Below are 26,708 nucleotides of genomic sequence, written 5' to 3' on the forward strand. Positions count from 1 at the left end.
TATTTTCTATTTTTCCATTTCACGCTTTAACAGTGCATGAACGTGCTCAATTGGAATGGCATAAGAAATGCCTGAAGGATGCGATAACGCACTTTCTTTACTGTCTCTAACGTAAACTTTATTAATGACCGCAAACACCTCCCCTGTTTCAACGTTAACAACTGGGCTACCTGAATTACCTGGATAAGCGGTCACATCTAACTGATAAATTAAATCTGGATTCTTGAGTCTATCAAGACTTTTCGCGGTAAGCGATCTCGCATTATTAGAAGGCATATAATCAGGAGTAATGGTAGCAACTATGCCTTTATGTACAGCAGGGAACAACCCTAAAGCTCCCCCTAATGGATAACCAAAAATGGCTAGCTCCGTGCCTGCATCAACCAATGTGTTGCTGGCTAATTTAAACGAGGGGAAAGGATTATTCACCTTTAGCAACGCTAAATCATGCTTGTCATCAATGGCCAGGATTTCTACTTTATCGAAGCGTACTTGTTTGCCATCTGGCAACATTACAACGAAATGTTCGACTATAGTAGGGTCTAGCTCTTCGTCAACAACGTGATAGTTTGTCACAACGTGTTTACCATCGCCGACAATAAAACCTGTCCCTTTAATTTGAGGTGTTGTGTGTTTCAAAGGGCTATGGAGTGCAATAGCCACTGTAGATTTTACCGAGCTTTTCGTCAGCTCAACGAGGTTTTTTGCTAGCGCTTGTGTCGATAAAATACAAGCAATTGTGAGTACGCATAGCATTAAGCCTCTACTTTTCGAGTCTGTTTTCACGATGCACCTTTGGGTTAATCGATATCAATGTAGACATCGGGAAAGATATAACTAACAGTTTCACTTATATTTACTAATAAATACAACTACAAAAATAATACGTTCATAATATTAGGAATACAATCTATACTGCTTAGATGTTGCACTGCTTAGGTTGCAGATACCTTTATAGCCTTTCTGGATGTATGGTCTTTATAAATAGGTACGAATAAACATGCAAAAAAGGAAATTACTTTCTACGATCCAAACTATCTTTGGGAAAAAAAGTAGAATATCAAAAGCATTAAGTGGATATCAAAAATTACAAGAGGTCAGAGAAATTTCTTCGCACTTTTCTGCGTATTTGACACCACTTGTTGCAAACAATAAGGATTTAAAGGAACACTCTTACGGCATTAGACATCAAGTTTACTGCGTAGAAGAAGGCTTTGAACCGGAAAGAGAATCAAAACTAGAAATTGATGAGTTTGATGCTTACTCTACGGCTTGCATGATTGAACATAAAAAGACACATCGTTTTGCTGGTACGGTTCGACTCGTTCGTCCGCAAAAAGAAGATGAGTTATTACCTATTGAAAAATATTGTCCCTCTTCGATAACTCACCCTGAGCTTAACCCAGCAAATTTTAAGCGCCACGAAATTTGTGAAGTATCTAGATTAGCGGTACCGGAAGAATTTCGCCGTCGTAAAAGCGATAAGTTTGATGGTGCATCTACAGGTGTAATCAATACCTCGACGTACTCGGAAACTGAACTTCGATGCTTCCCCTTTATTGCTATCGGGTTGTATTTGGCAGCTGCATCTATTTCAATCAATTCGGGGATTAAGCATACCTACGTAATGATGGAGCCGCGACTAGCTCGTTCAATGCGTTTCATTGGGATAAAATTCGAACAAATTGGTCCAGTAGTTGATTATCATGGAAAGCGTGCCGCTTATTATATAACACCAGAGATGTTACATAAGAACCTACCTAAAGGCTTTGCGGCTATGTTTAAGCATATTCAAGCCTCACTTGGACATGATGTTGCGAATAATGACCTATCGGCTAGGAACACAGATAGAATTGTCGAGTTTATTTACAGATCTTTTTCGACAAAACTTATTACCCAACAAAATCAACAGCTTAAATAGTGGCATGCTAACTGCTTTGTAGAAATGCAATATTTAGATCGCTGCATACTTACGGAGAGCAGAAATGAAAAAGTTACTACTTACAACGATTACAGCTGCGGGTTTAGTGCTTAGTGGACAAGCCGCAGCTACCCCTTTTTATATTGACCTTACTGACGATGGTTTAATCAATCCTTTAGGGGCGATTGACCAATTAGACCTTTCTTATACTTCTAATACCGAAGTAAATGAAGTGACGGGCGAACTCGTTACCCGCGCTGGTTTGAGCCTAATCGGCTATACATTTGGTGGAACCCCTGCTGCGTACACCGATCTTGAAGATCTTGTGACTGAAAGTGGTGGTGAAACAAATACATTCACCTCGACGCCAAACTTCCCTACTGCCGGTTTGGACATAAGTGGACCTTCATTCACTAAGCTTACCTTTGACTTATATTTGGAAGGCACGTTAACCCCAACAGTGGGTGTTAATTATACCTCAGGTTACTTAGATATTTATTCATACGATGCTTTTGACTTTGCTGCTGGTGCGACTCAATTAATGACGACTCAACTTTCTTCTGGCGGTATATTTCCTGGAGAGCAGGTTGTTCAGAGCTTAGTTACCAACACAAGTATAACCCCCGCTGGACAAGACATTTTCTTTTTCGGTGATGGCGTAACGTTCCAATCGTTCGAAGATTATATCACTGCTACCTTAATGGATATTGTTTTGGAAGCGTCTCAAACGGTAAGTGTTGCTGAACTTGAAGCGAATATTGCTGCTTCAACAATTTCCGAAGGCGATACCGTGTTAGTATCGGATGATCACAATGCTGGTGTTGAGTTCCAAGTTCCTGCTCCTGCATCGATTGCTTTGTTTGGTTTAGGTCTTCTTGGGCTTGCTGGTGCAACACGTAAGCGCCGTAGCTAATTAAGCTAAGTGTGTTATTTAAGCCCTGATTTATATCGGGGCTTTTTTGTATGTGCTTTGCTGTAAAGTATTTTATCTGATGGCATTCTTATCTTGTAAATAGGTGCAGTTACGATATTTTAGATGGTAGTGTGAATAAAAGGACATTATTGTGACTTCGACTAAATTAAGCATCTTCGTTTTTAGTGCCATTTTACTTTCCGCCTGTGGCGAAAAAAGTAGTGAAGAATATATTAATATGGCATCCCAGCACGAAAGTGATGGAAATTATCAAGCAGCGTCAATTGCATTAAAAAATGCGATAAAACAAGACAGCAACAACGCTGAAGCGCGAGAAATGTTGGGCATCATTTACCTTCAGCAAGGCCTGTACTCAGCTGCAGAGAAAGAGCTATCCAGAGCGACTTCTAACTCATCGAAAATAGGACTTGCAGAAGCACTTTTATGGCAAGAGAAATATGCTGAAATTCGCGAATTAACTATCTCTGAGTCACCAGAAAAATCAGCATCATCGGATGAATTGGAGATTTACAAAGCTATCGCCTTGTTTCGAGAAGGCAATAGACTTAAGGCGCTTGAAAAATTCGCTTATTTAGCGGATAACGCTGAACAACCTGAAGTTTCACACTTAGCCCAAGCGTATTTAGCAGGATTGAACAACAATATAGAAAGAGCATCAGGGGCAGTAAACAAAAGCTTAGCATCTCGAACTAACTACGTACCTGCCTTGCAATTAAAATCCAAAATAGAAATACAACAACACCTTTGGACAGATGCTATTAGTACGCTTAATTCTTTACTGACACTCAGAGAAGCTGATTATAAAGTTAAACTTCAGTTAGCTGATACGTATATCAATAATGGTGATTACCTTCAAGCAGAGCCTCTAGTAAACCAACTACTAAAAATATCTCAAGAACAGCCATATTTTAATCAACTAAAAGGGACTATCGAATTTTCAAAAGCGAATTTTCAGCAAGCGCTAGTGCATTTAGATAAAGCGATAAAAAATGGCAGATCAAATACATCAACACGTTTATTAGCAGCATTAACAAACTATAACTTAGGGCAAATAGAGCAAGCGTATCAAAACCTTTCTGTTGTTATCGATGACGTCCCAAAAAAACATTTTGTTTACAAGCTTTTCACCGTTATCCAACTTCAGTTAGGTTACGCTGGTGAAGCGTCTGAGACTCTAGGGTCAATATCAGATTTAAGTAAAAGCGATGCCAACTTTATTATTCAAGCATCAGATAGTCTGTTAAAAAGTGGGGATTCCACTTCTGCTAAATTACTTCTTAACCAAATTGACTCTACACAGGTAGAAAATAGTAAGGCGTTAAGAGCGTTAGGCTCTCTAAAAATATTAGCTGATGATCAAAGCGGCGTGGCTGATTTAGAAAGAAGCTATTCAATAGAACCAGATTCCAGTGAAGCGTTATTTATACTTGCATCTGCTTATTTAGACGCTGAAGACTTTGAAAAAACACTTGAACTCACTAATGAATGGCTAAAGAAAAAACCTAATGATGTAAAGGTGATGAACTTAAAAGCTCGCACCTATACTTACATGCAAGAACCGATAATGGCAGAGGAAATTTACAAGCAGTCCTTGGCATTAGATAAAGCCAACCCCGCAGCGCTTCTTTTTCTCATAGAACAAAATATCAAGCGCGATAATATTGATGATGCTCTTCAATATCTCGAAAAACTCGTAACCGAAAACCCTTTAAACATTAATGCACTAGTAAAGTATTTCCAGGTTCATGAGTTACTAGGCCATCACGAAAACGCTTTAGTTCCAATGGAAAACGCTGTCAATGCTTCTGACGATATACTCTACGACTTAATTTATGTAGGGTCTTTGGCTTCTCAGCAAAAGATTGATGAGCAAATAACCCATTTACTCTCCATAGAGAGTATAGGGAAAAACGAACCCAAATATTGGATGCTTTTAGGTGACGCCTATTGGGCGAAAGGAGAAACCAAAAAAGGCGCCGAAGCTTATTCTAATTGGCTGAACATTGAAAAGAGTTTTAACGCATACGTAAAAAATATTCGGGTTGCAGAAATAACTGGCGATTTACCTCAAGCAAAATTACTTGTTGAACAAGCTATCAGTGCCTTTCCTCATCAGCGAGAACTAGATTTAATACTGGTACATATCTTGTTAATGAATAAGAATTTCGACCGCGCACAGCGAGCACTTAGCGCTACGCCCGCCGAAATTAAAACAACAGCTTCAGGACTCTCCCTGCAAGGTAGACTCTGGTTAGTTAAAAAAGAGTACAAAAAAGCTGAAGAGACTTTATATCAGTCCTACAATATGTCACCGAACACCCACACCGCTCGTTTTTTACATACTGCATTGATTAAGCAAGATGATTTTGATAACGGGGTCAAATTTGCTGAGAACCACCTCAAGGAAAACCCTGACGATACCGTTATAAGATTAATGCTGGCTAATCAATTACTAGAGCGTCAACTGCCTAGTGCCATTGAACACTTCGAATATCTTGCATTAAATACATTCCCCTCTAGCCCGCTGGTACTTAATAACCTGGCTTGGCTACTGGTCGAAAACAATCGAGAAAAAGAAGCCATACCCTATGTAAAAGAAGCACTAGAGATACTCCCAGATAACCCTACAATTTTAGCCACTGCAGGAAACACTTACACCAGTTTGGGAGAGTATGACCAAGCCATCGTGATGTTAAAATCGGCATTCGATAAAGCTCCCTCCTCATTCGAAATAGGACTAGACTATGTAAAAGCTTTGCATAAGTCAGGTAACAATGATTATGCCAAAATTATATTCGAAAAATTAGCGCCAACAACAAGTGACCAACAGCAAGACGCTAGTGCACTATATAAACAACTAGAAGAATAATGGCGTTGGTATAAGGTGAAATTCTATGTTCAATTATAACGAAGCGTTCTCGAGAAATATCGGCTGGGTAACAGAAGCTGAGCAGGAAAAGATTAAGAATACAAAAGTAGCCATCGGCGGACTAGGTGGTGTTGGAGGCGATCACGCCATTGTATGTGCTCGAATGGGCATTTCAAACTTTCACATTTCTGATTTAGACGAATATGATTACGCCAACTTCAATCGTCAGGCCGGTGCTTTTGTATCTACAATTGGTGAAGAAAAATCAGTTGTGATGGAAAAAACGTTACGAGACATTAATCCCGACGCTCATATTAAGAATTTTGATAGAGGGATTTCGCCCGAAAACCTTGAGGCCTTCCTAGATGGTGTTGATGTATACATAGACAGTTTGGATATCTTCGCTTTAGAAATAAGAAGGCAAGTCTTCCGCCGCTGCTATGAATTAGGAATACCAACCATTACTGCCGCCCCAATGGGGATGGGGACCGCAATGTTATGTTTCAAACCCGGCGGTATGTCGTTTGACGAATACTTTGCCATGGTTGACGCCCCCCATGATGCTGACGAAACGACTAAGGAAAACTACTTCGAAGATAACATCGTTCGTTTTGTAATAGGCGTTTCTCCATCAGTACAGCAAAGGCATTATCTCGTTCAAAATTCATCCGTGAACTTTATGAAAAAGAAGGTGCCTTCAACGTGTATGGGTATTTCGTTAGCTGCTGGGGTTTTGTGTACCAATGTACTGAAACTACTATTAGATAGAGGTGAGGTTGTCTGCGCTCCACGAGGTCTTCACTTTGATGCATACCGAAATAACTTGATAAAGACATGGAGACCTTGGGGAAACAGAAACCCTCTGCAAAAGTACATGTTTAAGAAAGTAAAACAGATCTTAGAAGAAAGTAAAGACACGTAATCATGCCATCTACATTGCAACTCATAAAATCCGACTTAAAAAGAAAACAGGAAATTTTTCATCAAGATGGCGCTGAAATTTCATTATTTAGGACGTGTCTTACTGATGGAACTAGTGCTAATATCCTTTTCCGCTTGGCTGCAAGGTGCGCACAGACGAAATTTTTGGCACCTGTCGCGTTGATAATTCAACATATAAATAGAGTTTATAATGGCTGTGTTATCGGCGTAAATGCAGATTTCGGCGAAGGTTTTGTCATTATGCATCCTATCGGCGTAGTCATAAATTCTAAAGTAAAGGGTGGTATCAATATTACTTTAGAAAGCGGTGTAGTAATGGGTGATGAAAAAGGAAAGTCTCCCACTCTTGGAAGCCATATATTTATTGGTGCTGGCGCTAAAGTTTTTGGCCCAATCACTGTGGGTAATAATGTAAAAGTAGGCGCTAATGCAGTAGTAGTAAAAGACGTAGAGTCTAACAAGACTGCACTTGGCATTCCCGCGAAATCAAAGTAAGCATAAATGAAGTATATTGAAATTTTATTCTGGGTTGTCTCTTTGGCTATTATCTATAGCTATGTTATCTATCCTTTTATATTAATTTTGGTCAGCGCCTTGGTTCAATGTGTTAGAGACACACGCTACACGCTGATTAAAAAAGAACGCCGTATTGACGTATCTGACAACTCTTCAGTTACCATCGTTATATCTGCATTCAATGAAGAATTATGTATAAAAGAACGAGTAGAAAACTTACTCTCACTGGATTACCCAGCAGAAAAAATCAATATATTCATTGCATCTGACGGAAGTACGGACAATACCAATTCCATATTGGCATCTTTTGACGATCCACGGCTGAGTACTTTTTTCTTCGATGAGAACAGAGGCAAAATTAACGTATTAAATGATTTGATGGAACGGGTTACATCAGAAGTAACTATTTTTTCAGATGCGAATACCGCCTTTGAAAAAGACGCGGTAACTCAACTTGTTATGTCTATAAACCAAAGAGGGGTTGGTGCGGTGTGTGGAGAGTTGGTACTCGTTGATGCACATTCAGGAGACAATAAAGATAATCTTTATTGGAAGTATGAACAAGTGCTTAAATTCCATGAATCAAGATTAGATGCTCTACTGGGAGCGAATGGCGGTATCTATGCCATCAAAACTAAATTTTATATTCCACTGCCAAGTAACACGATTATCGATGACTTTTGTATTGTTATGAATGTCGCACGCCAAAACCAATCCGTGGTTTACACGCCAGAAGCAAAAGCGATAGAAGAGATAGCCCCGAGCATGCAGGAAGAAGCGAATCGTCGTATACGTATTGGTGCAGGCAATTACCAAGCTTTTGCCAGACTTACTTGGTTACTCAACCCTAAATATAAATGGCGATGGTTTTCTTATATAAGCCATAAAGTCATGCGTTGGTTTGTACCGCACTTTATGATCATCTCTTTATCTACAAATTTCGCTTTGCTTTGGCATAGCCATTCGATTTACACTTACCTTTTTAGCGCCCAGGTTGCATTCTATTGCCTATGGCTACTTGGAAGCCTTAAGCTTTTAAAAAACATACCTATTGTTAGTGGTTTAGTATCATTAATAACGTTTTTTGTATCCATGAATATTTCGCTATTTCGCGGCTACATTAGATATCTAACAAGCAATTTATCTGCTACTTGGCAAAGGACATCTCGATGATTGCAGTTGTTGCAATAATTTTACTCACACTCTTCATAGCCGCTTTTATTTTCATTGTTAGAAAGAAAAAAATGCAAAGTTGGCTATGGAACTATACCAAGAGCCAATTTTCGACAGCCCCAGAACATTCTGGTACGAAGCATATCATGTTTTGCTTCGTGGACCATTATGAACCTCAATGGCTTAACAAAGATAATATTGAATTAGAGAGAAAACGTGTCGACCGTTGGATGTCAGATTATCCATTAATGGCGACGAAGTTTACTGATTCAGATGGCTGTCATCCCAAACATAGTTTTTTCTACCCAGAAGAAGAATATAGAAAAGAGCATCTCGACAAAATTTCAGACCTTTGTGCTAAGGGGTTCGGCGAAATTGAAATTCACTTACACCATGAGAATGATACCAGTGACAATTTAAGGAAAACCCTATCGGGATTTGCGCAATGCCTTCATGAAGAACACAACGCATTAAGTATTGATCCCCAAACAGGAAAACCCACCTACGCATTCATCCACGGTAACTGGGTACTGGACAACTCACACCCTGAAGGTCATTGGTGTGGTGTCAATGACGAACTAATTGTACTAAATGAAACAGGTTGCTACGCGGATTTTACTTTCCCTTCTCCCGATACATCTCAGCCTGCCATGCTCAATACTATTTATTACGCAAAAGATGACCCTGAAAAACCGAAATCGTACGAAACCGGCAAGCCAATTGAAAAAGGCGGACGAGCGTGGGGCGACCTACTTCTTATCCAAGGCATTTTAGGACTGAATTGGAAGGTTAGAAAAAAAGGGATTTTCCCACAAATTGAAAATTCTGATGTCAGACATACCTTCCCCCCGACCCCGAACCGCGTCGATTTGTGGGTTGACGAAGGTATACATGTAAAAGGGAAGCCTGAGTGGGTATTTATAAAAATTCACACTCACGGTGCGCAAGATGGGGATATGGATACGCTGTTAGGGAAGCCTGTCGAGGCAATGCATCGTCACCTTAATGAGAAATACAATGATGGCGAAAACTACTTACTTCATTATGTTTCGGCTCGAGAAATGTACAATATAATCAAAGCTGCAGAAGCAGGCGAAGAGGGGACCCCCAATGCTTATAGAGATTATATTTTACCCTCCCCATCATTTAAGCGGCTTTAAGTTTGACGATGTCTCGTATTAAGAAAAAATTCGGAAACTTGTTAGGGCTGAACAAGTATTTTTGGTCATCTAGACCAAATGGCTTATACAGTGTTAATTTCCATCGAATTGGAGACAGTGCAGATACGCAATTCGACCCTTGTGTTTACTCTTGTTCCACGAAGGAGTTAGAGCAGCATCTCGCATTTTTTAAGAAACACTTTAGAATAATTAGTTTGAGCGCCCTTCGCGAGTACCTTCGTATCAACGAAACCATCAATGAAAGAGTGATGTGCATTACGTTTGACGATGGTTATGTAGATAATTACAGCAATGCTCTCCCAATTCTCAAAAGCCTTAATGTCACTGCTAGCTTTTTCATAGCAACAGGATTAATAGGAAATACCGTTGCTCCTTGGTGGGACAAAGCTGCGTATTTACTTAAAACCTATGACCCAAAAGCAATCAAACTCTCTGGGTGGTCTGAAAAGGTCATTAACCAGCATGATGGTGATCACTTTATCCGTGCTGTGTTGGCATCTATTAAGCACTGTAAAAGCACCGCGGAAGAACAAATCAAGGAATTAGAAGCATATCTCAACCATTCAGGTTTGTACCCTGCCGCTGAGTTTATGGACTGGAGTCACTTACAAGCACTTATAGATAATGGTATGGAACTAGGTGCTCACTCCCACAACCATGATATTCTTACCAAGCTAACCACTGATGAGCTATTTTACGAACTTAGTCATTCAAAAGCGCTTTTAGAATCCAATTTACAATGCAAGATTTCAGCGTTTTCATACCCCGTAGGAAACCGCTCTACGTATGATGATAATGTTGTAGACGGCCTTAAAAACAATGGTTATGAATTAGCTTTTAATTTTCAACCAGGCATAAATCAACTCCCTTCTTCTTCACCTTATGATTTACATCGTTTCCCAATTGCACCTGGAATGAGTGAAGCCGATTTGATGCAGATGTTCGGTTATGCCAGGAAATTTTAAAAATGAGAATTATCCATTGCGTAAGTAGTCTGCAAGTTGGCGGTGCTGAAAAATGCGTGAAAAATTTAGTGTCGAGACAAAAAGATAAAGGGCTAGACGTTTCAGTATTATCATTTGGAAACAAAGATGATGCATTCCAGCAAAGTATCGAATCGGAAAACGTTGATGTGATCAATGTGAATGGGAATATCATCCTACGTCTATTCAAACTGATAATCGTTTTATTAAAATACTCATCAATACATATACATTCACCTGCTGTTATTAAAGCATTCGCCCCCATTTTTCCCTTACTACTTTTTAAAAATACTATTTACACTATTCATGGGGAGGTCGAACCCCCTATAAGCTTTTTACGTGGTTCTCACAAAATTGCATCTATATATCTAGATAAAATATTTGCGGTTTCTGAGCCTATAAAGGCTGGGATTTTTCAACGCTACGGCTGGCACTCAAGCATTGTCGAGGTTGTTAAAAATGGTGTAGAAGTGGCAGAAGCCCCTCATAGGGTAGGACACGGTGAAAAACTTAATCTTTGTACTGTTTCTCGCCTAGTGCCATTAAAAAACATTGAACAACTTATCGTGAACTTTGCTGCCAAAAAAGCACACGAATTTAGCCACTTACATGTCTACGGAAATGGTCCAGAGCTTGAAAAGCTAACCACACTTACAGAGAGGTTGGCAATGTCGCCGTTTGTGACATTCCATGGCGCAGTCTTGGACGAAAAATCAATTTACGAAGATAAGGACTTATTGCTAATTAACTCCACTACAGAAGGTCTCCCCATGTCCTTACTCGAGGCAATGGCTAGAGGGATACCCGCGTTATCTACCGATGTAGGTGATATTGGTGCTGTTATTAATAGTGGAGAGAATGGATATATTTATGACAGGAATGATATGAACACCTGGCTTAAACATTTGAACAATTTAAATGGTGAACGAAAAGAACTGAAAGAAATGGGCGAAAAAGCTTACCGTTTTATCGCAAATAACTACTCGATTGACAGTGTATCTATGCTATATGAGAGCTACTACTCATGAGCAAAAAGAAACCTCTACTGTTCTTCACCAATTTGCACCCTCTCCCTTGGCAAGAGACAAGAGCAACTTACAACCTGGAAGAAACTAAACATCTAAGCGAGCATTACAACATAAAAAAACTCATTCCTGTACCTTGGTTTATATGGTTAAAGCAAGTATTGGTTAATGGATATCGCACTGATAAAAACACATGCTTATTCCCCTTTTTTTACGTTCCAAAGGTGATGACCTCGCTACACCCCCTCTTTCTTGGAATCTCCATAGTTATCTCTGTTAAGCCATTACTTTGGTTATTAAGTGCTAATCGAGTGATAGCAAGTTGGGCTTATGCCGAAGGTGTTTGTGCGGCTTTCTTTAAAGGCTTGGTAGGTAATAAACTTATCATTGAGAGTTTAGGGAGCGACATTAATGCGTTAATGACGAAACCGCTTCATAAACGTCAGATGAAATGGGCGTTTAAAAAAGCCACCTTTGTAACGGGTAAAAGCCAGGCTTTGGTCACCGCCATTCACAGCCATACATCGCGAGTAAACGCAGAAGTCGTCTACAATGGCGTCGATTTCGAGTCATTTACCTTAAGATCCTCTCCCGTCTTCACATCAGCTGAAATTAAACTCGTATTTATAGGTTCAGTCATAAAGACAAAAGGCATTTTTGAATTGATTGACGCCATCGCATTATTGAAAAAACAGAACTGCACCATAAATTTGAACTTATTGGGCGCCGGCGCACAGATGAAGGATCTTGAAGAAAGAATAAGCCAGTTAGGTGTTGCCGACAGCGTAAACCTAGTCGGTCCTATACCCCACGATAGCTTAATGAATTTCATTCATGATTCAGACGCTTTAATTCTGCCAAGCTACCGAGAAGGTGTCCCGAATGTCGTCATGGAGTCACTATCAACTGGAACGCCTGTGATTGTTACCAAGGTGGGAGGAATACCAGAGGTAGTACAAGAAAACACGAACGGAGTATTCATTAACGCCCTCAGTGGTGAAGGGGTTATGGAAGCCATCTTGAAGGCAAAGAATACCGAATGGCAGTGCAATGCAATACGCGCTTCCATTTCTCACCTTACTTGGGCGAACACAGCGCAACATATCCAATCTTTATTAGAAATTAAACAATGACAGTATACAACTCTTTGGTTCAAGTACCTTACTCTGACTTTGAATTTGCGGTTAACGAAGCTTTCGAAAGCAAGCAACCTTTCAGCTTTATTCGTCTCGGTGATGGAGAAGGTGCTTTATTAGATTTTGATGAGCAGTGCTCATTGGAAGATATGGAATATTTGTCAGAACACGTAGGCAAAAAGGCGACTATCAAACAGCTTTCCACATTGAAAAATAACTTGGAAAAAGCCATCGATAATACGAATATAGTTGGTATTAGAGATGATGTACTGGGCGTCTCATTTGACGAAGGTTTACTTAAACAAAACGATGAGCAGATTTTCTTAGCGGCGTTTAAACAAGCCTTTACGCTGCGCGCCACCGAGTTAAATATTTGCTATTCGGATGCTAGGCGTATTGCCAAACTTTATAAAGCTATTAAAAACAATAATGCTTATTCTCGGCAGAAGTTATGTACACAGTGGATCCCTTTTGACTATTTTCTTTCAGGAGCTCTGACCAATTTGCTTGAACGAGCAGGTGAGATTGGAGTGATTACTGCTCGTGTAAATATTCCTGACAAACTCAGAAAAGCATTAAACATCAACGTTATTGAACACATCACCCCCGATAAAACAGCTAGGCAAATAGGAACTCTCATTCCACATTACCCAGTTCACTTCAATAGAATAAAAAGTGAGATAAACGTAAAATATCCTGGAATGCCCTATCTAGTTGCAGCAGGTTTAATTGGAAAAAGTTATTGTGCCGAAATACAAAGGCAAGGTGGTATTGCTTTGGATATCGGCGCACTGATAGACTGCTGGGATGGCCTATATAGCAGACCCAAAGTCATAGAATCAAAATTCGATGTTAAAAAGAGCTTAATGGGCAAGAAAAAGCTGCCGGAAGAGCTCAAAATGACAATTGAAAATGCTAAACGGCTACGCGAACTATTTCGCAAGACCAGATGCTAATTCACACCGAACTGAATTTAAATCGATAGGTACTGATTACATTGAGTAAAAAACGTCTTCTTTCCTCTGGCTTATTTTCACTTATTGAAAAAATAGTCACTGTTTCCGCCATGCTAATACTGACCCCTAGTATTATCACCAGTATTGGCAGCGACGGCTATGGCTTATGGCTGTTAATACTTTCTTTAATGGCTTTTTTTAACATTATTGAACTTGGCTTTCCCGCAGCGGTTCAACGATTTGTTACGTTATACTTAGAGAAAGGTGACAAAGAAACGGCAAACGTCTTTCTTACCACGTCTTTGTTGCTGTTTCTCAGTTTGGGAACCGTATCAGCACTGTCGGCTATTTGTGTGTTTAATTACCCCCTTTTATTAGGGTTAGGTAATGACTATCAAGATACTTTGATGCAAGTCGCTTTAATTTTCGCGCTGAAGATTGTAATGGACTTTAGCATGAACCCAGTCCATGCGATCTATTCTGCACATTTAAGGGTGGATGCGGATGCGGCCCTGTCGACGCTAAATGTCATTGTGAAGTCATTGCTCATATTTTATATAGGAAGACAGCATGGTGTTGTAGCAATGGCTTATTGTGCCGTTTTAACGGATGTATCGATTAACCTTTTGAAGATTGGCGTGGCGAGAAAAATTTATCCTTATTGGAGTTTAAATGTTAGTAATATTAGCCTCAGTCGCGTATTAGAGCTCTTTAACTTTTCCAAATATATTATCATTATGGCTTTTGCTCGGATGGTAAATCAGCGCTCTGCCCCTATACTCATTAGCAATATTATGTCCGTTAAGGCCGTCGCCATATTTGGTGTCGCTCAAAACCTAATAAATCATGCTGATTCACTCAACAGTTCAATTTTTCAAGCCTTTTCGGCTTTTTTCACAAAATTGGTTGCTAGAGGTGATGACCTAAATGAATATGTAATTAAAACTGCTAGACTTTGCTTTTTGGTATGTTTAGTTTTAACTTTAAATTTAATTATCTTTAGCAAACCGTTTATTAGTATTTGGCTAGGAAAAGGATTCAATCAAGCCTCTGAAATTATTGTCATTCTATCATTCGCATTATTAAATCGACCTTATTCTGTAATTTTCAGAAACATATTAATCGCTCAAGCGAATCACAAAAATCTCATGTATGTTTCTATAATTGGCTCAATTAGCACGATATCTTTAACTTTATTATTGGGTAGAGCTTTTGGATTAATTGGTGTAGCGTTTGCCTTTACATTTATTTCATACATTACACAATTCTTGCTAAATCGTATGATCTTTGTGAGATTCAATAGAATTTCGCTTTTGAAAGCAGACGCGTTCTTTATTTTTTCCGTTACCATATGTATCTTGGCAAGCTTTTATTCAGAGCTTATTTCAAATCCAATTCAAAATTGGTCATCTTTAGTCTTATCAGCATTTTTATTCAACCTAATAGCAATACCTTCATTGAGCTTGCTATTACTTCCGCGAGAGTTTTTGAAATCATTAATTGTTAGAATCAAAGTATAGCAAATTATAATTTATGATATGGATAGCCAAAATGTTTAATGCAATTAGATATAATGAAGCGACATACCGCCTAATGAAATGGTGGTATGGTTTAGGAAACCGTTCAGTTAAAGCATATGTTTTTGTTTGTTCGACAGGAAGATGTGGTACGAATACGATATCTGATGTTTTCGCAAATTCAAATGAAGTTTCAAGTTTGCATGAACCCTACCCAACTATGTACTCGAACCATAGCGATTTGCCCCTTGTACAGCAGAGGCAGCTTAGCTTACTAAAGCGTAAGTATTTAAATATTTTAAAAGCTGCTAATTACAAACTGGCATATGTCGAAAGTAATCATATGTTTATTAAAACATTTTTTCAGATCGCTTCTGAATTTCTTCCCTCTGATAAAGTAAAGATTATTCATGTCAAAAGAGATCCTTTCAGTGTTGCATCATCGTTTTATGCGATCAATAGTATTCCTGGGAAACCTCCCACTGGTGATAGATTTCTACTTGACCCCTTCGCGGATGGGAATCTATTGGACCTCCGCCAAGAGCTTACAAGTGAGAATTTTAGACATGATTTTTATAAATGCCTCTGGTATTGGTATGAAACTGAGCAAAGAATTGCAAAAGCAAAACTGCTCACAGCCGATAAAATAGATTGGCTATTTTTAGAAACTAAAGATTTGAATTCTCCAACTAAAATACAAGAACTCATATCTTTCGTGGGTCTAACTGACGTCATGCCTAACATCCAAGATCTCGTGGGTATGCGCTCAAATCAAAAAAAAGTACAAAAATCACATTTTTCAAAAATCGACTTCAAAATATATGAGGAAAGATTTAATCAACTTTTGCTATCTAAAGGCTTTATGCCTCACACTGAGTGTTGAATAGATGTGTAACGATTCAAAAAAAAATAATCCGTTAGTATCGATTATAATTCCTGCATATAACTGCGAAAAATTCATTGAAGAAACTGTAAATTCGTGTTTAAAGCAAACCTATCAGAATATAGAAATTATTTGTATCGATGACTGCTCTTCTGATGATACATTTAATGTATTAAAGTCTCTCTCAATAAGCTGCCAAAAGCTTACCGTCGCTCAAATGCCGTTCAACTCGAAACCTGCAGCAGTTAGAAATTTAGCTATTAAGATGTCCAATGGTTCTTTTATTCTCCCTTTAGATGGTGATGACTTAATCTCGCCATCTTACATTGCGAGAGCGATAACCGTATTTATTGAAAACCCCTCCATTTCCGTTGTTTATTGTAAAGCAAATTACTTTGGTGAAAAAACAGGAGGGTGGCAACTACCTCCATTCGATGAACTAGAGATTATCGAAAAAAATATGGTTCACTGTTCAGCACTATACCGTAAAAACGATTGGCTAAAGCTTGGAGGCTATTGCGAAAATCTGATACACGGTCGAGAGGACTGGGATTTCTGGCTTCAATTTGTAAAACGAAAAATGTTTTTTTACCGCATACCAGAAGTTCTCTTCTTCTACCGACAACTACCTAAGTCAAGATCAAGTTTTCTTACTGACACAGAGAAAGTTAAAAATACATCTAAGTTAATCTACCGTAGGAATGTAATTCTACATATAAGAAAAATGAAGAGAGAAGGAAGTATCAATTCAATTAAAATGTGCAAAATGATACTTTCATCATTTTATTGGCGTTATTTTCCACCTAAGTGAGTTATCGTAATTGAAGGCGAGCCGTTGTTTCGACAGTACTTTATTCATCAATTTGGTTGAGTGATTTTGAGCGTAACTATTATGAACGCGTATTTTTCTTTGACTACTCCGCGAAAAATACAGTTATAGATTTGTTGCGCGGAAATACCTAGCTCTGCGGCTACTGATTGTTGGAGTTACCTTTTTTATCTGCTCTGCGAACAGCCTCCTTACGAAACTCTTCAGTGTATGCATGAACCTTCTTTTTACTAGCCATAAGCCACCTCTTATCTAACTATAGGTGATGTCCACTTTGTTTGGGTAAGTCCTTTATATAACGCCCAATAATCGCGTATTCAATCTAGACCTTTATAAGGGTCACCGAATCTTAACTTCTGGTAGAGCCAAACTATTTTTCTTCTATAGTGCTGGCTTACACTACTAACGTTTTCTAACCACCTCGAAAATAGCATGGTCTTATAATGTAAAAATAGCTCTTCAACTTCGCTACCATCAGATCTTACCCTTGATGCTCTTAAAGGAATAAAAGACACATCAAAAGCGGATGTGGAATATTTCACTAACCTTTCGCTGTGGATTGGACTATTAGTTTCCTCACAAAATTTAAGCATCTTATTAAATCGTTTCCCATAGGCAACTATGGCCTCTTCACCAGTGACCACAGCAAACCTGTCGTTATAACCACCACAATGCTGCCAATTAGGTAGGGCAAGAGAGTTTTTATGAATTCGTTTACTTGCTTGCTCGATGATGGTCCTGAAGTCATCGTGGTAATGCAAATCGGGACGTAAAAACAATACAATATCAGGCTGCCATTTAAGGCATTTATCAGTCACTGAGGCCATTGAATAAAGCTGATGGTATAGATTTTTAATAGACTTGTTCTCATCTTCCCAGAAGTCACCAAACTTTATTACATTCTTGTAAGTAGAATCAGCTAGAAATAGCTCTGGCGGCTCAAAGTATATATCATCAGGAGAAAGTAAATAAGCATCGTTAGGGTCGATAGTGCCCTTCTCTCCGCTTCTATTGTTTTCAACACGTGTTTGCTCAAAGAAGTGCGCAAACACTTTATGTTCAAAATTGAGCGCCGCTATAGAAGAATATATATTCGCTTCAATGTTTCTATATGTAGTAGAAACACCTCTAGTTATTCCAAAAAAACAAATTGCTACTTTTACTGTCATGACTATCTCAAATTCTAAAGTACGCGCTCAAAACATTTAATTAAAAGGGCATCTGGTCTCAAATTAGACTCATAGTAGCGGTGATTCTCTTTCATCATAGAAAACCTAGTGTCTGTACTTTCATCTAACCTAATAGCTTGGTCTACGCACTCTTGTGCTGTTGTAAACGCCAGGTAGTGACTTCCTTCAGCTAAATCAGGAACATAATTTAAGTTTTTTCTGTAACAATCGATTTAGACATAGCATTATACTCACCAAACTTCCATCCTATAAAGCCGTGAAGCCCCGTTGACGCAATATAAATATCATGAGACTTCACAGTGTTCTGTTAATTACTTTTTGTCGTTAGACCAGCGCTATCAACCACTAATTGAGGGTGTTGGTTGACTGCGAAATCAGTCGCAATTAACCCTCAGGGAAATCGACTCCCAAATTCATCTTTTAAAAGCTCAATACACTTAGCACGCTGGACATTGATTTCTTCTCTTTGCGTTTTTTGCTGGTCGCTAATTTGGAAATAACTATCGCTCTCAGTGTCCCAGAGGCGAGCTAAAAAAAGTACTTTAGCCTGTTCTCTTAAAACAGGGGTAGAACTAATATTAGAAACTGATGCTTTAAAATGTAGTTTCCCTAGAAAGTCTACTTGTTTTATTAACTCTTTTTTCCACTCTTTGGTGCTGTAAAAAAGCGCACAACGTTTAAAATAATGATCAGTCAGTGCGTACGCTTCAAGGTCAATTGCCGCACTATCAGACGTATCAAAGCACAACTTCTTACCCGCAAGCTCGATATGCAGGATGTTGGGCTGAACGCTGAACGGCACAGTACTTTTACGTGCTTCTTTCCCAACTCGCATGGATACCTTGAACCTACCCTAGCGATGCAGCATAGTTAAGCCCGTATAGATTTGCTGCAAATGATTTGAGTTATTATCAGCATAGACAGTACATTTCAGCTTATTCACTTTCGACTCCCTTCAATACTACAACCCCGAGAATTGGTAAATGGTCACTACCCATATCTTCTCCCACCTCGGAATGAATAGGCATGAATGCTTTATTTACAAGTAGGTGATCTATGCGCGGGCTTAACAATCTATTTTTACGCGTTAAGCCATATCCATTACCGCCAACGGCGAAAAGGTTGTATAGGTCACCCCAATACTGTTCATATTGGTAGTTTCTATCAGTGATGTTAAAGTCCCCAGCGATGATCACTGCGTCGTTATCGGTCCATTTATCTAATAAAGCGCGAGCTAGACCAAATTCAACAGCCTTTGTATCCTTAAACAAGGATACTTTTGATTCAAATCCTTTCAACGTGTTGAACCTATACCCAAAATTAGATATCGAGGCAAAATGAACATTGGCTAACAGGACTGAATCCCCCCTGATTTTTGCACTGTGCAATGAAACAAACCGACCCCATCCGCCCAAGGGTTTTCTATCCAGACTATCCAATTCCTCAAGTTCAAAGCGCGATAAGATACATAGGCGCTGAACGCAATTAGTATAAACGCTGTCATCTTCACCTACTTTGAACTGACCTAGGCGCGATGCCTCTTGGATAAACAGAATATCTAAATCTTGTTCTATGAACCAATTGTATAGTTCTGCTTTTTCGATACGTTGAGCGACATTGTAAGATGCGATTGAGAGCTGATTTTCATGCTCCGTCGCTGCGGTAACTTTTTTACTGAAAAAAGAGAGGTTAAAAGGTGAAGCAAAAAATATGGCAAGTAATGCTAAGGGGACCAAGTATCGTTTTGACTTTCCGAGAAATATTAACGCAGGAACACACAGTAGAAGCAAAACATAGTCTGGTAGAAAGTCGAGAAAATAAAAAATATCAAATAGCTCTATATTAAGGATAAAAGCTCCACTGACCACGAATACTATACAAAGTAGGAGTATGCTAACTACGCGACATAAAGCAAGAATCATTATTTTCGGTCCCGATATATTTTTAGTGGCTATTTTTAATGGTGTTTGGGCTTAATAGCTAGTCGCGTAACGACGCAGTACACGGGTCATTTTCCATGAATCTTTTTATATTCTTCGTGCTTAACGCCAAATAGCCCCATAAAGGTACCAACGCCAGAACACACCCTGAACAACCCATCAACAAGCGTACCTTTACTGCGCAAAAATAACGCTTTAACTATTAGCAAAACACCGCGTATCACGCGGACAATAGACAAAATACTGCTCTTTAACACAGCTTTTAAAAGCGATTCCTCAAAAATATGCGAACGTGTAAAGCCGATCCCCGAACGAAATCCGCGACGACAAAACCACTTTATATTTTTTCTGCTTGAAGGCATTTCTTCAACAACTGGGGCATCGGTGTAGATACACCTAAACCCAGCATGGGTACATTTAAGCGCAAAATGATAATCACTTGCCCCAGTCATCGCGAAACGTTCATCAAAACAGGGTGACATCTTAGCCAGTACGTGTTTACTCAACAGTAAGTTATTGGTGTAGAAAACACTTAACTCCTGTCCTTCGCTTTGAACGGGTGCTGGGTAAAGAATTTCAGTAGCCCAGTTCTGTTTTCCAGCTTCGTCAACCGAGATAACATGGCTAGTGACGATATCTGCAGCGTACTTTTTGGCACTTAAAACCAAATCCGAAGCCCAAGTTTTCTCTTTAGGCCATTCGTCGTCGTCAATGAATATTAAATAATCGCTATTCATGGATGTTGTAATAGAAACGCATTTATTACGGGCGTATACAATGCCCGCCTGTCCTTCAACGTCATAATGGATTGGTATACGGCCAGAACGACGCTTATCTACAATGTCCTTTGTTTCTTTATCACATGCGTTATCGACAACTAAAATAGAAAGCGTTAGATCTTCTGAAAATACCTGCTCCTGTAGAGCGTCGAGTAACCGAGCTAACCAAATAGGCCTTTTACAAGTGATAATAGCAATAGTGACTTTTTCCATGGCTGGCTTTCTCAATATTTGGTTCTTAAAAACGATTCAATTCTTTTGAGCGGCCAACTTAGCTTCCACCAAATAGATTCATAGGCATCTAAAAAGTGACGTTTGAAATAAACCTCTTCTGTTTTGACCGCATTCAAATGCTCGGAAAGCACACCCGACAAAGACGCTAAATAAACTTTATATTCATTAACTGACTCGGCTAGGCGGGCTTCATCCACCACGTCACTACTGAGTATTTCAAAGACTTCCATTGCAAGGTGAACAAGAGGCTCATTAGGTACCTCTACTGCCTTTTGATTCTTTAACTTTTTATCTATAAAACTTTGCTTTGGGGTATTTTTCCCAGTAGATATTTCGAAATGTTCAAATATTTTTCTTGCTGAATCATCTGGAGTATTTAACAAATCTTGATACTTCAGGATGAAAGGGTTCAGCCCTTTAGCTCCGATGTAACCAGAAAGCGTATAATTTAGCCAAAGGTGCATCGATTTATTAATAGAAAATCCATCTCGCTTTTTAAGCGAACCATGAACTTCCATTGGTGAACGTAACATCAAAACAAAATTAATTTTGATTCCTTTACTGTCGAGTACCTCTCTCCAGAAAGGCAATAGCAAGGTAGTTCTTGGGTCTTTCATACCCCAAAGGTTTTTTTTTGCATAATCTTTATCTAAAAGATGTTGAGCTTGAGCTTTATAACCTGCCAAAGAATCCGCGACTTCAGGGGTGATGCAAAGCGCTAACGGGTGATCCCAAGATAATAATTGCTCGTCCAAAAGCCTGTCATTAAGATCCACAAGTAAGGAGTTTTCGAAGAAGCCTTTTTCGTTGACCCCTTTTTGGGGTGCAAACAAAGAACTTCCCATAAAAACACCCAGTTCGGAAAGAAGACCCGAAACGGCAGAAGTCCCGCTTCTGTGCATACCGACCACTACAATCGCATTTGGCTTCATGCCACCTCCCCTTTGATTCTTTTTCTCATTTTCTTAATAGACACCAATAATGAGCGAGGCGTCACTTTTAGAATCAAGGATGTGATTAATAAATCTATTCGGTATCTTTTGAGCATCCATGCATTTGAATAGCAAGAGGAACATTCTTTAAGCTCATTGATATAGAAAAAGTTGCTCGCATAGTGACGATAAACCCGGTACTTAGCTTCTTTACACCATGCTCTTTCTTGTTCAGTTAAACCGCTAATTGAGGATATTTTACTTATGCAAATTAAATCTGCTGTAAGCATTTTTGCCTCATTGAGTGAGTAGTTGGCACCATGGATTACGTAAGTTGCCAAGGGTTCACTCACTACGCCGAAGCGCGTAATTCTTGCTAACCGAAGCCACACATGCCGATCGTCAACACCATGCAATTCTCGACTTTCGTCGAAGCCTCCTATTTCTAGAAGTAAATTTCGCCTCGCCATTCCAGTACAACATGAAATAAAATTTTGCATTAATAAGGCTTTAAAACATTCACCCTCAAAGCGCGGCTTACTAATACTAAAATCACCGTTTCTATCAACTTCAATCCAACTGTAAACAACGCCAACATCAGGGTGCTGCTCAAACGCTTCCATTTGCTTTTCAAGCTTGTTTGGCTTCCACAAATCGTCTTGATCACAAAAGCCAACGATATCCCCTTCCGCGTACTCAATGCCTACATTTCTCGCGGCTGCTACTCCGCCATTCTCTTTGAAGACATATCGAACTTTAGGGCTATCAAGGTATTTTTCTACAACATGTTTGGATGAGTCTGTGGAGCCATCGTCCACTATAATAATTTCATAGTTTTCATAGGCTTGAGCTAAGATACTGTTAAGCGTCTTTTCTACCGTTGCCTCACCGTTGTACATAGCAACAATGATACTAGCTTTTAGTTGATTCAATTGATTGTTCTCATCTATGTTTACAGTGATAGTAATATTCTTATGGCAAAGTAAAGCGCCCCTAAACTTAGGACTGCTAACCCACCAATTTTTCTTATTATGCCGCCGTTAAGTGAAAGTGGCGTAATTTTTCCGACTCGGTAATACATCGCCGCTACCATTGCGACAAAAATGTACACGACCATTATATAACTGCGGCTGATGAAAAATGCAGTAACAGCGTACCCAATTAAAGCAACCAACAAGTACTGGCTTAAGACCTGCTCTTTTTTAAGCGCCTCTTCATGTCCAGGGCTAACATCATTGCATTTCATAACACTCAAAAGCATATAAAGGGCTGTAATCATAAACATAGCCCACATGACATATCCGAATATTCCAAGCTCCGCCATTACCGTGACATAGGTATTATGTGCAACCTTCGAATGATATTCTAAAAAGCGTTCTTTACCGAAGCCAAATAAGGGTCGATGTTTAAGCATTTGTATACCTTCGTACCATGCGGTTAAACGTTGACTTGCGCTCTCGTCATCCTTACTGATTTTCCGAAAAGTCCCCATCGCAACGAGTACACCTGGAATACTTATTGACGCTAAAATTATGGCTTTAACTTTACCGAATTTTATGTAAAACAAACAAAAGAAAACACTCAAGAGCCCTAGAAGTGAGCCCCTACTGCCACTCCAATATACTCCCATACATAGCATTAAGACTGAGGCCAGCGCCCCCACTTTAGTCACCACGCCTTTGCCAGTTAAGAGGAAGTACACAGCGACAGGCATATTCATGACAAGAAACATTCCCATATCATTGGGGTCGTTAAAAGTACCAACAAACCGGGCCTGAACCGACTCCCCACCACCATCATAACGGTAAACCACTGACTCAGCCCATCCTTGGCCTGTCGGGCTTTGTATTTGGCTGTAGGCGTGCTGAACCATAATTAATGACGAGCTTAAAAATATGAAAAAAATCACATTCTGGCGTTTGACCGTGCTCAGTAAACTGAAGTAGAGAATAAACGGAATAATGTTGGCGTTAACCCATTCTATTAACTTACTCAGGTCGCTAAAATAGCGAAAAGCACGAATTTCTGATAGCAACATAGAGAAAAGCAGTAGAATTAATAACGTACATTGGACATTCCAAATCTTCGGCCTGAAGCTCACTAAATAGGAGAAAAACGTCAGTATCAGAAACGTTCTCAATAATGGAAATTCAATATCAAATATCGGCCATTCGTGAGGACGAGCGAGCAGTAAAAAAGTATAAATCGCAAGTAGGAAGAACCCGAAAGAGGCATGATTGGCAGAATTACTATTCATTTGCATACTTTTGTTATTTACCATGACACTCTCCCTAAGATTCGAACTCTTAGGTAACTTAATGCTTTCATAATAGCGGTTCGCCAACACTCGAAGAAAAATGTAGTGCTGTACTTATGAAAAGTGAAGCTGTAAATGGGTTGTTTATATTCCGTAATGTCTTCTTTGTAGCTAGGAGGCATTGATAGTAAAAAGTCATAATTATTTAGGTTTAATATGCGGGCCTGTCGAAGTTGAGCGCAATGCAGAAGCATACCTGGAGAAATATTGGGTTTAAAAGAGGTGTCTACTCCACTTTGGTAAAACACTAGGTCATCACCGGATATCATTGAATAATTAACCGCTATCGTTTGTTCATTTTTTTTTATAGCGATTAAAGACAACTTTTCAACTGCTAAAAGCTTTTGCAAAACACTATTGTGAAAGGCGTCAAATAACGGGTGGTCAAAAATAGAAGGGTGTCCAGGTCGACGCCATTTTGTATTGTGAAGACGCTTCAATTCATCAAAGGCAAGCTCTAAATCCGAAACATTTTCTACAACATGATAGGTAATACCACGCTTTTCAGCAGCCTTAAGATAGCGGAAAGTTCTTTTTTCGAGCTTGGTTTTACTATCTCCGGTATTAATAAAATACCGATTCCCTTTGAACTCCTTAAGGTTTTTATACCCTAAATATTCAAACATCATGCTAACTTGATTTTTTTCTGTTGAGTTTGAAACAACTAATTTCTTAAGGCCAATAGTGTCAATCGCCTTTTTGAGTAGTTGGTTAATCTCGGTACTAATTAACCGAGCTGACAGCATATCCAGGCCTTCACTACATACTTCTGCAGCTTCTGGTTCTCCGCTACCTACAAACCAGAATACGCCAGCGCGGTCCCCTGCTCGTTTATAAAGAGGCAATAAGCATACTAGCTCATCAAGATCCCAGACTGTCACTACCGCCAATACCGACACACAGTTTTTAAATACACTTATCCATGTCGTTATCCATTCATAACTAAGAAAAACATTGCTGTTACTTGCACTAGCATAAAGCTTCTGCCAAGACTCCTTGCTCTCTACTATTTGTTGTTCTGAGTCTAAAATGCGCACTTCCATCACTTAAAAACCGGCATGTGGGGAGTTCTTTGAGGATGTAGCGCTCGATGAAGAGCAATCATCGGGGCATTTAGTCACGGTCACCACCAAACGATGAGTATTAACCCCTTTCAATGCGCTTTTAATTCGAGCAAGTTTAAAATTCCGTACAGAAGAAAACGTTTGGCCGTCAATGATATAAACATACTTAATAAGCCAAAAATCCCCCACCTTGTCACGACTTACTACCTGATTTTCCCCGTCAGAAATCACTTTCGATATTGACGTGTGGTCGCTAGGTATAATGGTATTTAAGTAGAATGATGCTTTGTTATCTAATTCTTCGGCATTGAAATAAAAGACACGCTTTTGCTCGTTATTAACATCACTGGCAACGCTGCAGACAAAAGAGTAATTGAGTACGTCTAAATTGATATGATTTCGGGTATCAAACTCAGCCTCACAATTTTCAGGTAGGACGGTACTATTTTGAATAGACATTTGCGCTGCATATGATGAAAAACAGAGAATCATTACTGTTGCTATTACTACTGTTGCCGTTAGTGGCGAATTTTTTTCTGCTGCTTCAGGTGATACCTCGGTGACGGGATTGATTACACGCATTCTTTCGTCTGCCTGTTCTAATTTTCCCCCCAGATAAAACTGAATTAGTGCCACGGGAACATAGATATACCAACCAAAGTTGTTGTGGTCAGTCATTAGAGAGCTTTCCATATTGGTATAATCTCCAATAAGAATAAGGAAAACTATTCTTAGCCAGTTAGTTACTAATGCGCCTACGATTGCAAACAATATGAAGATAAAAGCGCTTTTAAATGTTCTAAGGTAAAGAAATACGTAAAGTGAACTTATCGCAAGCGATACGATGATATACCGCAAACCACTACACCCCCTTGCGATTTCAAATACACCTGCTGGAATAGTAACAAATTCATTTTCTACAAAAACGGGAATATCCGTAAATGACATGATAAATGTCACCATAAATACAGAAAGTTCTTGAAAAAAGCCGGCGAATGCCCCCCAAAAGGGATAGATGAAAATTAAGTACGAGAGGGGAAATATGAGCGACCAACTCAATCTAAAAATTTGTAAACTCAAAAGAATAAGCAGCGAAAGGGACAATGACCAATACAGAAGGCTAATTTGAGACCAGACACTTATCCAAAATAAACCACCAATAACAATGCCTGCAGCTAACCATCCATAACTAATTTTTGTTCTAAAAATCAGTTTTTGCTGTTCAGCTGCAGTGTATATCAGATATAAAATAATAACGGGTATTAAGTAAGCGTGAGAGTACGTGCCGTCGTCAAAGCCGTTATCCCACAATGTCTTCATAACGGGAAAGTTTAATAACGCCCAACCCAATATGACCGTAGCCATTGTAACAAACGCAATTAGGCCA

The 26,708-nt window shown here is 39.2% G+C and carries 24 protein-coding genes; 14 read left to right on the plus strand and 10 right to left on the minus strand.

Annotated features, from left to right (window positions below):
• Positions 1-6: 6 nt before the first annotated feature.
• Positions 7-786, minus strand: a complete 780-nt coding sequence (locus AAC006_RS07150) for a serine protease (RefSeq protein ID WP_339891002.1) — start codon at positions 784-786, stop codon at positions 7-9.
• A 214-nt stretch (positions 787-1,000) separates the two neighbouring features.
• Between AAC006_RS07150 and AAC006_RS07155 the strand changes: the two genes are divergently transcribed.
• From AAC006_RS07155 to AAC006_RS07220, 14 genes are all read left to right on the plus strand, one after another.
• On the plus strand, positions 1,001-1,921 hold the full coding sequence (locus AAC006_RS07155; RefSeq protein WP_218395986.1) for a PEP-CTERM/exosortase system-associated acyltransferase: 921 nt from the start codon (positions 1,001-1,003) through the stop codon (positions 1,919-1,921).
• 64 nt (positions 1,922-1,985) lie between these two features.
• On the plus strand, positions 1,986-2,834 hold the full coding sequence (locus tag AAC006_RS07160) for a PEP-CTERM sorting domain-containing protein (RefSeq protein ID WP_339891004.1): 849 nt from the start codon (positions 1,986-1,988) through the stop codon (positions 2,832-2,834).
• Between the two features lie 151 nt (positions 2,835-2,985).
• Positions 2,986-5,724, plus strand: coding sequence for an XrtA/PEP-CTERM system TPR-repeat protein PrsT (gene prsT, locus AAC006_RS07165; protein ID WP_339891006.1), 2,739 nt, complete (start codon positions 2,986-2,988; stop codon positions 5,722-5,724).
• A gap of 25 nt (positions 5,725-5,749) precedes the next feature.
• Complete coding sequence (locus AAC006_RS07170; RefSeq protein WP_218395984.1) at positions 5,750-6,646, plus strand: ThiF family adenylyltransferase; 897 nt, start codon at positions 5,750-5,752, stop codon at positions 6,644-6,646.
• A 2-nt stretch (positions 6,647-6,648) separates the two neighbouring features.
• On the plus strand, positions 6,649-7,161 hold the full coding sequence (locus tag AAC006_RS07175; RefSeq protein ID WP_159532237.1) for a serine acetyltransferase: 513 nt from the start codon (positions 6,649-6,651) through the stop codon (positions 7,159-7,161).
• Between the two features lie 6 nt (positions 7,162-7,167).
• The gene (locus AAC006_RS07180) at positions 7,168-8,355 is read left to right on the plus strand and encodes a glycosyltransferase family 2 protein (RefSeq protein ID WP_339891008.1); all 1,188 of its coding nucleotides are present in this window, start codon (positions 7,168-7,170) and stop codon (positions 8,353-8,355) included.
• Positions 8,352-9,515, plus strand: coding sequence for a hypothetical protein (locus AAC006_RS07185; protein WP_339891009.1), 1,164 nt, complete (start codon positions 8,352-8,354; stop codon positions 9,513-9,515). The genes AAC006_RS07180 and AAC006_RS07185 overlap by 4 nt, the downstream gene beginning before the upstream one ends.
• 8 nt (positions 9,516-9,523) lie before the next feature.
• Positions 9,524-10,501 (plus strand): polysaccharide deacetylase family protein, encoded by a 978-nt coding sequence (locus AAC006_RS07190; RefSeq protein WP_339891011.1) that lies wholly within the window; start codon positions 9,524-9,526, stop codon positions 10,499-10,501.
• Between the two features lie 2 nt (positions 10,502-10,503).
• Complete coding sequence (locus AAC006_RS07195; RefSeq protein ID WP_126871671.1) at positions 10,504-11,547, plus strand: glycosyltransferase family 4 protein; 1,044 nt, start codon at positions 10,504-10,506, stop codon at positions 11,545-11,547.
• Complete coding sequence (locus AAC006_RS07200; RefSeq protein WP_126871670.1) at positions 11,544-12,677, plus strand: glycosyltransferase; 1,134 nt, start codon at positions 11,544-11,546, stop codon at positions 12,675-12,677. Before AAC006_RS07195 ends, AAC006_RS07200 begins: the two co-directional genes overlap by 4 nt.
• The gene (locus AAC006_RS07205; RefSeq protein ID WP_339891014.1) at positions 12,674-13,636 is read left to right on the plus strand and encodes a hypothetical protein; all 963 of its coding nucleotides are present in this window, start codon (positions 12,674-12,676) and stop codon (positions 13,634-13,636) included. Before AAC006_RS07200 ends, AAC006_RS07205 begins: the two co-directional genes overlap by 4 nt.
• Before the next feature lie 41 nt (positions 13,637-13,677).
• Complete coding sequence (locus AAC006_RS07210) at positions 13,678-15,156, plus strand: oligosaccharide flippase family protein (protein WP_126871668.1); 1,479 nt, start codon at positions 13,678-13,680, stop codon at positions 15,154-15,156.
• Between the two features lie 31 nt (positions 15,157-15,187).
• A complete protein-coding gene (locus tag AAC006_RS07215; RefSeq protein WP_185864125.1) occupies positions 15,188-16,036 on the plus strand; it encodes a sulfotransferase domain-containing protein in 849 nt (282 codons plus the stop codon).
• A gap of 4 nt (positions 16,037-16,040) precedes the next feature.
• Positions 16,041-16,847 carry a glycosyltransferase family A protein gene (locus tag AAC006_RS07220; protein ID WP_126871666.1) on the plus strand — a complete coding sequence of 269 codons (807 nt, stop codon included), beginning with the start codon at positions 16,041-16,043 and terminating at the stop codon, positions 16,845-16,847.
• Positions 16,848-17,182: 335 nt separating this feature from the next.
• On the opposite strand, the gene AAC006_RS07225 is transcribed toward AAC006_RS07220, so the two are convergent.
• The 9 genes from AAC006_RS07225 to xrt all read right to left on the minus strand — a co-directional run bounded on the left by AAC006_RS07225 (position 17,183) and on the right by xrt (position 26,671).
• On the minus strand, positions 17,183-18,034 hold the full coding sequence (locus AAC006_RS07225; RefSeq protein ID WP_126871665.1) for a hypothetical protein: 852 nt from the start codon (positions 18,032-18,034) through the stop codon (positions 17,183-17,185).
• Between the two features lie 412 nt (positions 18,035-18,446).
• Positions 18,447-18,890 (minus strand): hypothetical protein, encoded by a 444-nt coding sequence (locus tag AAC006_RS07230; protein ID WP_126871664.1) that lies wholly within the window; start codon positions 18,888-18,890, stop codon positions 18,447-18,449.
• Between the two features lie 100 nt (positions 18,891-18,990).
• Positions 18,991-19,977, minus strand: a complete 987-nt coding sequence (locus AAC006_RS07235) for an endonuclease/exonuclease/phosphatase family protein (protein WP_126871663.1) — start codon at positions 19,975-19,977, stop codon at positions 18,991-18,993.
• Positions 19,978-20,063: 86 nt separating this feature from the next.
• Positions 20,064-21,002, minus strand: coding sequence for a glycosyltransferase (locus tag AAC006_RS07240; RefSeq protein WP_232370652.1), 939 nt, complete (start codon positions 21,000-21,002; stop codon positions 20,064-20,066).
• A complete protein-coding gene (locus tag AAC006_RS07245; RefSeq protein ID WP_126871662.1) occupies positions 20,999-21,940 on the minus strand; it encodes a hypothetical protein in 942 nt (313 codons plus the stop codon). Before AAC006_RS07245 ends, AAC006_RS07240 begins: the two co-directional genes overlap by 4 nt.
• Complete coding sequence (locus AAC006_RS07250; RefSeq protein ID WP_126871661.1) at positions 21,937-22,872, minus strand: glycosyltransferase family A protein; 936 nt, start codon at positions 22,870-22,872, stop codon at positions 21,937-21,939. Before AAC006_RS07250 ends, AAC006_RS07245 begins: the two co-directional genes overlap by 4 nt.
• 20 nt (positions 22,873-22,892) lie before the next feature.
• Entirely contained in the window at positions 22,893-24,221 is a 1,329-nt protein-coding gene (locus tag AAC006_RS07255) for an O-antigen ligase family protein (RefSeq protein WP_126871660.1), read from the minus strand.
• On the minus strand, positions 24,215-25,300 hold the full coding sequence (locus tag AAC006_RS07260; RefSeq protein ID WP_126871659.1) for a GNAT family N-acetyltransferase: 1,086 nt from the start codon (positions 25,298-25,300) through the stop codon (positions 24,215-24,217). Before AAC006_RS07260 ends, AAC006_RS07255 begins: the two co-directional genes overlap by 7 nt.
• Positions 25,301-25,303: 3 nt before the next feature.
• The gene (gene xrt, locus AAC006_RS07265; RefSeq protein WP_185864124.1) at positions 25,304-26,671 is read right to left on the minus strand and encodes an exosortase; all 1,368 of its coding nucleotides are present in this window, start codon (positions 26,669-26,671) and stop codon (positions 25,304-25,306) included.
• Positions 26,672-26,708: the final 37 nt, after the last annotated feature.

Origin of the sequence: uncultured Alteromonas sp. (genome assembly GCF_963976965.1) — a bacterium.
GTDB lineage: Bacteria > Pseudomonadota > Gammaproteobacteria > Enterobacterales > Alteromonadaceae > Alteromonas > Alteromonas naphthalenivorans.

Excerpts from the sequence above, each read along its gene's own strand:
- AAC006_RS07155 (WP_218395986.1), top strand. The coding sequence starts at position 1,001 with ATGCAAAAAAGGAAATTACTTTCTACGATCCAAACTATCTTTGGGAAA.
- AAC006_RS07160 (WP_339891004.1), top strand. The coding sequence starts at position 1,986 with ATGAAAAAGTTACTACTTACAACGATTACAGCTGCGGGTTTAGTGCTT.
- AAC006_RS07170 (WP_218395984.1), top strand. The coding sequence starts at position 5,750 with ATGTTCAATTATAACGAAGCGTTCTCGAGAAATATCGGCTGGGTAACA.
- AAC006_RS07175 (WP_159532237.1), top strand. The coding sequence starts at position 6,649 with ATGCCATCTACATTGCAACTCATAAAATCCGACTTAAAAAGAAAACAG.
- AAC006_RS07180 (WP_339891008.1), top strand. The coding sequence starts at position 7,168 with ATGAAGTATATTGAAATTTTATTCTGGGTTGTCTCTTTGGCTATTATC.
- AAC006_RS07185 (WP_339891009.1), top strand. The coding sequence starts at position 8,352 with ATGATTGCAGTTGTTGCAATAATTTTACTCACACTCTTCATAGCCGCT.
- AAC006_RS07190 (WP_339891011.1), top strand. The coding sequence starts at position 9,524 with ATGTCTCGTATTAAGAAAAAATTCGGAAACTTGTTAGGGCTGAACAAG.
- AAC006_RS07195 (WP_126871671.1), top strand. The coding sequence starts at position 10,504 with ATGAGAATTATCCATTGCGTAAGTAGTCTGCAAGTTGGCGGTGCTGAA.
- AAC006_RS07200 (WP_126871670.1), top strand. The coding sequence starts at position 11,544 with ATGAGCAAAAAGAAACCTCTACTGTTCTTCACCAATTTGCACCCTCTC.
- AAC006_RS07205 (WP_339891014.1), top strand. The coding sequence starts at position 12,674 with ATGACAGTATACAACTCTTTGGTTCAAGTACCTTACTCTGACTTTGAA.
- AAC006_RS07215 (WP_185864125.1), top strand. The coding sequence starts at position 15,188 with ATGTTTAATGCAATTAGATATAATGAAGCGACATACCGCCTAATGAAA.
- AAC006_RS07220 (WP_126871666.1), top strand. The coding sequence starts at position 16,041 with ATGTGTAACGATTCAAAAAAAAATAATCCGTTAGTATCGATTATAATT.
- AAC006_RS07225 (WP_126871665.1), bottom strand. The coding sequence starts at position 18,034 with ATGACAGTAAAAGTAGCAATTTGTTTTTTTGGAATAACTAGAGGTGTT.
- AAC006_RS07230 (WP_126871664.1), bottom strand. The coding sequence starts at position 18,890 with ATGCGAGTTGGGAAAGAAGCACGTAAAAGTACTGTGCCGTTCAGCGTT.
- AAC006_RS07235 (WP_126871663.1), bottom strand. The coding sequence starts at position 19,977 with ATGATTCTTGCTTTATGTCGCGTAGTTAGCATACTCCTACTTTGTATA.
- AAC006_RS07245 (WP_126871662.1), bottom strand. The coding sequence starts at position 21,940 with ATGAAGCCAAATGCGATTGTAGTGGTCGGTATGCACAGAAGCGGGACT.
- AAC006_RS07255 (WP_126871660.1), bottom strand. The coding sequence starts at position 24,221 with ATGGTAAATAACAAAAGTATGCAAATGAATAGTAATTCTGCCAATCAT.
- AAC006_RS07260 (WP_126871659.1), bottom strand. The coding sequence starts at position 25,300 with ATGGAAGTGCGCATTTTAGACTCAGAACAACAAATAGTAGAGAGCAAG.